7 protein-coding genes are annotated in these 6802 nt (G+C 57.4%); 5 read left to right on the forward strand and 2 right to left on the reverse strand.

Features of this window, described 5'->3' with window-relative positions:
• Positions 1–3 precede the first annotated feature (3 nt).
• From hemE to ACSVHP_RS21735, 5 genes are all read left to right on the forward strand, one after another.
• Positions 4–1068, forward strand: coding sequence for a uroporphyrinogen decarboxylase (hemE, locus tag ACSVHP_RS21715; protein ID WP_234671505.1), 1065 nt, complete (start codon positions 4–6; stop codon positions 1066–1068).
• A gap of 9 nt (positions 1069–1077) precedes the next feature.
• A complete protein-coding gene (nfi, locus tag ACSVHP_RS21720; protein WP_417314321.1) occupies positions 1078–1749 on the forward strand; it encodes a deoxyribonuclease V in 672 nt (223 codons plus the stop codon).
• Between the two features lie 41 nt (positions 1750–1790).
• On the forward strand, positions 1791–2381 hold the full coding sequence (locus ACSVHP_RS21725) for a YjaG family protein (RefSeq protein ID WP_417314323.1): 591 nt from the start codon (positions 1791–1793) through the stop codon (positions 2379–2381).
• A 186-nt stretch (positions 2382–2567) separates the two neighbouring features.
• Positions 2568–2840, forward strand: coding sequence for a nucleoid-associated protein HU-alpha (gene hupA, locus ACSVHP_RS21730; RefSeq protein WP_002445246.1), 273 nt, complete (start codon positions 2568–2570; stop codon positions 2838–2840).
• Positions 2841–2851: 11 nt separating this feature from the next.
• Positions 2852–3544, forward strand: coding sequence for a DUF1481 domain-containing protein (locus ACSVHP_RS21735; protein WP_447552928.1), 693 nt, complete (start codon positions 2852–2854; stop codon positions 3542–3544).
• Between the two features lie 47 nt (positions 3545–3591).
• Here ACSVHP_RS21735 and purD read toward each other — a convergent pair whose 3' ends face one another.
• Positions 3592–4884 carry a phosphoribosylamine--glycine ligase gene (gene purD / locus ACSVHP_RS21740; RefSeq protein ID WP_447552926.1) on the reverse strand — a complete coding sequence of 431 codons (1293 nt, stop codon included), beginning with the start codon at positions 4882–4884 and terminating at the stop codon, positions 3592–3594.
• Positions 4885–4899: 15 nt separating this feature from the next.
• Positions 4900–6489 (reverse strand): bifunctional phosphoribosylaminoimidazolecarboxamide formyltransferase/IMP cyclohydrolase, encoded by a 1590-nt coding sequence (gene purH, locus ACSVHP_RS21745; protein WP_447552927.1) that lies wholly within the window; start codon positions 6487–6489, stop codon positions 4900–4902.
• Positions 6490–6802: the final 313 nt, after the last annotated feature.

Here is a 6802-nt window from a genome sequence, read left to right on the forward strand (position 1 = left end):
AAAATGACCGAACTGAAGAACGATCGTTATCTGCGCGCGCTGCTGCGCCAGCCCGTTGATATCACCCCCGTGTGGATGATGCGCCAGGCAGGCCGCTATCTGCCAGAGTACAAAGCCACGCGCGCGCAGGCGGGCGATTTTATGTCGCTGTGCAAAAACGCCGAGCTGGCCTGCGAAGTGACGCTCCAGCCGCTGCGCCGTTTTCCGCTGGATGCTGCGATCCTCTTCTCGGACATTCTGACCATTCCTGATGCGATGGGCCTCGGCCTCTATTTCGAAACCGGCGAAGGCCCGCGTTTCACTTCGCCTGTCAGAAGTAAAGCCGACGTCGATAAGCTGCCGATCCCCGATCCGGAAGACGAGCTGGGCTACGTGATGAACGCGGTGCGTACCATTCGCCGCGAGCTGAAAGGCGAAGTGCCGCTGATTGGTTTCTCCGGCAGCCCGTGGACGCTGGCGACCTACATGGTGGAAGGCGGCAGCAGCAAAGCCTTCACCCTGATCAAAAAGATGATGTACGCCGAGCCGCTGGCCCTGCACGCGCTGCTCGACAAGCTGGCGAAGAGCGTCACCCTCTATCTCAACGCGCAAATCAAAGCGGGCGCGCAGTCGGTGATGATTTTCGATACCTGGGGCGGGGTGCTGACCGGGCGTGATTATCAGCAGTTCTCGCTCTACTACATGCACAAAATCGTCGATGGCCTGCTGCGTGAAAACGAAGGCCGTCGCGTACCGGTGACCCTGTTCACCAAAGGCGGCGGTCAGTGGCTCGAAGCGATGGCGGCGACCGGCTGCGATGCGCTGGGTCTCGACTGGACCACCGACATCGCCGATGCGCGCCGTCGCGTGGGCGACAAAGTGGCGCTACAGGGCAATATGGATCCGTCTATGCTCTACGCGCAGCCTGCGCGTATCGAAGAAGAGGTGGCAACCATTCTGGCCGGTTTTGGTCAGGGCGAAGGCCACGTCTTTAACCTCGGTCACGGCATCCATCAGGATGTCCCGCCAGAACACGCTGGCGCCTTTGTGGAGGCAGTACACCGACTTTCTGCGCAATATCACAAGTAAGGAGTGGTTATGGATCTCGCGTCATTACGCGCTCAACAAATCGAGCTGGCCTCATCGGTTATCCGGGAAGATCGTCTGGATACGGACCCACCGCAGTACATTGGCGGCGCGGACGTGGGGTTTGAGCAGGGCGGTGAAGTGACGCGAGCGGCGATGGTGCTGCTGAAGTATCCCTCTCTTGAGCTGGTGGAGTACAAAGTCGCGCGTATCGCCACCACCATGCCGTACATCCCCGGCTTTCTCTCTTTCCGTGAATATCCCGCGCTGCTGGCAGCGTGGGAGCAACTTTCGCAAAAACCTGACCTGCTGTTCGTTGACGGACACGGGATCTCGCACCCGCGGCGCTTAGGCGTTGCCAGCCACTTTGGTCTGCTGGTAGATGTACCGACGATAGGCGTGGCGAAAAAGCGTCTGTGTGGCGCATTCGAACCGCTCTCCGCCGAGCCCGGCGCACTCGCGCCGCTGATGGATAAAGGCGAGCAGCTGGCCTGGGTCTGGCGCAGCAAAGCGCGGTGCAACCCACTGTTTATTGCCACCGGCCATCGCGTCAGCACGGACAGCGCGCTGGCGTGGGTGCAGCGCTGCATGAGAGGCTACCGTTTACCCGAGCCGACGCGCTGGGCAGACGCGGTGGCGTCCGCGCGTCCGGCATTCGTTCGTTGGCAGGAAATTCAGCGATGATTCAGGTAAACTGCGGCTAATTTTCGATTCGAGACATCATCATGTTACAAAACCCAATTCACCTGCGCCTTGAGAAGCTGGAAAGCTGGCAGCACGTCACCTTTATGGCTTGCCTGTGCGAGCGCATGTATCCCAACTACGCCGCCTTCTGCAAGCAGACGGGCTTTGGGGATGGCTTTATCTATCGCCGCATCCTGGACCTTATCTGGGAAACGCTGACGGTGAAAGACGCGAAGGTGAACTTCGACTCCCAGCTTGAGAAGCTGGAAGAAGCCATTCCCGTGGCAGATGATTTTGACCTGTATGGTGTCTACCCGGCTATCGATGCCTGCGTCGCGTTAAGCGAACTGATCCATTCCCGCCTGAGCGGTGAAACACTGGAGCACGCGATCGAGGTCAGTAAGGCTTCGATTACTTCCGTGGCGATGCTGGAAATGACCCAGGAAGGTCGGGAAATGACCGACGAAGAGCTGCGTGCGAACCCGGCGGTTGAGCAAGAATGGGACATTCAGTGGGAAATATTCCGACTTTTGGCCGACTGTGAAGAACGCGACATTGAGCTGATAAAAGGGCTGCGCGCGGACTTACGTGAGGCGGGGGAGAGCAATATTGGTATAATTTTTAACCAATGAGACAACAAAACGTGATTTAACGCCTGTTTTGTCACTCCTCGACTCTTCCCTTTCGCCCCCGGACTGGTCTACATTTGGGGGGCGAAAAAAAGTGGCTATCGGTGCGTGTATGCAGGAGAGTGCTTTTTTGGCATTTTCGTCGCACTCGATGCTTAGCAAGCGATAAACACATTGAAAGGATAACTTATGAACAAGACTCAACTGATTGATGTAATTGCGGACAAGGCTGATCTGTCTAAAGTGCAGGCTAAAGCTGCTCTGGAATCTACCCTGGCTGCTATTACTGAGTCTCTGAAAGAAGGCGATGCTGTACAACTGGTTGGTTTCGGTACCTTCAAAGTGAACCACCGCGCTGAGCGTACTGGCCGCAACCCGCAGACCGGTAAAGAAATCAAAATCGCCGCAGCTAACGTGCCGGCATTTGTTTCTGGTAAAGCACTGAAAGACGCTGTTAAGTAAGACGCGTGGCAGTGAACAGTTTTAACAGAGGGGCGGTAACGCCCCTTTTGTCTGTCTGGCGCGGCGTATTCGCGCTGGCAGGCGTGCTGTTGCTCTCTGCCTGTAGCCATGACTCCTCCCTGCCACCCTTTACCGCCAGCGGCTACGCTGACAACCAGGGCGCCGTCAGGATGTGGCGTAAAGACTCCGGCGACGAAGTCCATCTTCTCTCCGCCTTCAGCCCGTGGCATAGCGGAAGCACCTCCACTGCCGAGTATCGCTGGCAGGGTGAAAGCCTCTCGCTTATCGAGCTGAATATCTACAGTAAGACCCCCGAACATGTGAAAGTGCGTTTTGACGATCGCGGCGACCTGAGCTTTATGCAGCGCGAAGTGAGCGGCCAAAAACAGCAGCTTTCAAGCGATCAAATCGCCCTCTATAAATATCGAGCCGAACAGATCCGCCAGACCAGCGATGCGCTCCGTCTGGGACGCGTGGTGCTGCGCCAGGGGCGCTGGCATAACGATGGCACGGTTACCACCTGCGAAGGGCAGACCGTGAAGCCGGATCTCGAATCCTGGGCGACGGAACACATTCAGCGTCGTCAGCGTCATTCTTCAATGGACGTGAGCGTGGCGTGGCTTGAAGCGCCGGAAGGCTCTCAGCTGCTGCTGGTGGCGAACGAAGATTTCTGCACCTGGCAGCCGACAGAGAAGAGTTTTTGACGTAAATTCCCTCTCCCTTGAGGGAGAGGGTTAGGGTGAGGGGGAAATTACTCGCCCTGCTCACGCGCTATCGCGCGATAACCAATATCCTGGCGGCTGAAGCTGCCGTTCCAGTGAATATCCGCCATCAGCGCGTACGCGCGTTTCTGCGCTTCCGCTACGGTATGGCCCAGCGCGGTAGAGCACAGCACGCGCCCGCCGTTGGTCAACACGCGATCGTCATCAGCCAGTTTGGTTCCCGCGTGGAACACCTTCCCGCCGTCTACTTCTTCCAACGGCAGGCCGTGGATCTCATCGCCGGTGCTGTAATTGCCAGGGTATCCACCCGCAGCAATCACCACGCCCAGAGAAGCACGCTCGTCCCACTCGGAAGTCTTCTCGTCCAGCTTGCCTTCGCAGGCGGCCAGGCAAAGATCCACCAGATCCGACTTCATGCGCAGCATGATCGGCTGGGTTTCCGGATCGCCGAAGCGGCAGTTGAACTCAATCACCTTCGGATTGCCCTGCTTGTCGATCATCAGCCCGGCATACAGGAAACCGGTGTAGGTATTCCCCTCGGCGGCCATCCCTTTTACGGTAGGCCAGATGATGCGATCCATCGTGCGCTGATGCACCTCGTCCGTCACGACCGGGGCAGGGGAGTAAGCGCCCATACCGCCGGTGTTCGGGCCGGAATCACCGTTGCCCACGCGCTTATGATCCTGGCTGGTGGCCATCGGCAGGACGTGCTCACCGTCAACCATCACGATAAAGCTCGCCTCTTCGCCGTCGAGGAACTCTTCAATCACGATGCGATGCCCCGCGTCGCCAAACGCGTTGCCTGCCAGCATATCCTGCACGGCGGCTTCGGCCTCTTCGAGCGTCATCGCCACGATCACGCCTTTCCCGGCAGCCAGACCGTCGGCCTTAATTACAATCGGTGCGCCTTTCTCGCGCAGGTAGGCCAGCGCGGGCTCCACTTCCGTGAAGTTTTGATACTCTGCGGTCGGGATGTCGTGGCGCGCGAGGAAATCTTTGGTGAAGGCCTTAGAGCCTTCCAGCTGCGCTGCACCCTCCGTTGGGCCGAAGATTTTCAGGCCAGCCGCGCGGAAGGCATCAACCACGCCAATCACCAGCGGGGCTTCCGGGCCAACGATAGTCAGATCGATCTTCTCGCTTTGGGCAAAGTCCAGCAGGGCCGGGATATCGGTCACGCCGATAGCCACGTTCTGCAAGGCAGGCTCCAGCGCCGTACCGGCGTTACCCGGCGCGACAAAAACGGTCTTAACCTGCGGCGACTGCGCTGCTTTCCACGCCAGGGCGTGCTCGCGTCCACCGTTACCAATCACTAGTACTTTCATTCTGTGCTCCGGGAATTAATGGCGGAAGTGGCGCATGTCGGTGAAGATCATTGCGATACCGTGTTCGTCGGCTGCGGCAATAACCTCGTCGTCGCGAATAGAACCGCCCGGCTGGATCACGCAGGTAATGCCTACCGCTGCCGCAGCATCAATACCGTCGCGGAACGGGAAGAAGGCGTCAGAGGCCATCGCGGAGCCTTTCACTTCCAGACCTTCATCACCGGCTTTAATACCGGCAATCTTCGCGGAGTACACGCGGCTCATCTGGCCTGCGCCTATCCCGATGGTCATATTCTCTTTTGCATACACGATGGCATTGGATTTCACGAACTTCGCGACTTTCCAGCAGAACAGCGCGTCACGCAGCTCCTGCTCGGTTGGCTGACGTTTGGTCACCACGCGCAGGTCGGCTTCTGTCACCATCCCCAGATCGCGATCCTGAACCAGCAGACCGCCGTTCACACGTTTGAAGTCCAGCCCCGGCACGCGCTCTGCCCACTGGCCGCAGACCAGCACGCGAACGTTCTGTTTTGCGGAGGTGATTTTCAGGGCGTCTTCCGTGGCGGATGGCGCGATGATCACTTCAACAAACTGGCGGGAGATAATCGCCTGCGCGGTTTCCGCATCCAGCTCGCGGTTAAAGGCAATAATGCCGCCGAACGCGGAGGTCGGGTCGGTTTTATAGGCGCGGTCGTAAGCATCAAGAATAGAGGTGCTTACCGCCACGCCGCACGGGTTGGCGTGTTTCACGATAACGCAGGCTGGCTCGCTGAACTCTTTCACGCATTCCAGCGCCGCGTCGGTGTCCGCGATGTTGTTATAGGAGAGCGCTTTGCCCTGAACCTGTGTCGCGGTGGCAACGGACGCTTCTTTTACCTCTTCTTCTATATAGAAGGCAGCCTGCTGATGGCTGTTCTCGCCGTAACGCATATCCTGCTTCTTAATGAAGTTCAGATTCAGGGTGCGCGGGAAGCGGCCGGAAGGATCTTTGCTTTCGCCGTGATAGGCCGGGACCAGGCTACCGAAGTAGTTGGCGATCATGCTGTCGTATGCGGCGGTGTGTTCGAAAGCTTTAATAGCGAGGTCGAAACGGGTAGCCAGCGTCAGGGAGGCGTCGTTGGCATCCATTTCATTAATAATGGCGTTGTAGTCGCTGCTCTTTACAACGATGGCCACATCTTTGTGGTTCTTGGCGGCGGAGCGCACCATGGTCGGGCCGCCAATATCGATATTCTCAACGGCGTCTTCCAGAGAGCATCCTTCACGGGCAACGGTCTGGGCGAACGGATAAAGGTTAACGACAACCATATCGATCGGCGCGATCCCGTGCTGATCCATAATGCCGTCATCCTGACCGCGACGGCCCAGGATGCCGCCATGCACTTTTGGATGCAGGGTCTTCACGCGTCCATCCATCATTTCCGGGAAACCGGTGTAATCGGACACTTCGGTTACCGGCAGGCCTTTATCTGCTAACAGGCGAGCGGTGCCGCCAGTAGAAAGCAGCTCTACACCACGTGCAGAAAGTGCCTGAGCGAATTCGACGATACCGGCTTTATCAGAAACACTGAGCAGCGCGCGGCGGATTGGACGACGTTGTTGCATGGTAAATCCCCTGGATTTCACGATTACAGAGAGCGTTAGATGAATTTTCCCCAAAAAAACTCAGCTAACACCCCTTACGGGACATCCTTGTTAAGCGCGAGCATTTTAACGAAAACGTTTGCGCATCGCTCGTGATTTTTCACTTTTTCGCAGCATTGTGGATAACTCTGTGTGTAAAAAGGTATAAGGCGGGGTTTTGCTGTGGAATGCAGCAGTCAGTCATTTTTCTGTCATTTTTCTATTGCGGCCTCCGGAGAACTCCCTATAATGCGCCTCCATCGACACGGCGGATGTGAATCACTTCACAAACAAC

The organism is Enterobacter sp. 186315 (genome assembly GCF_053290175.1).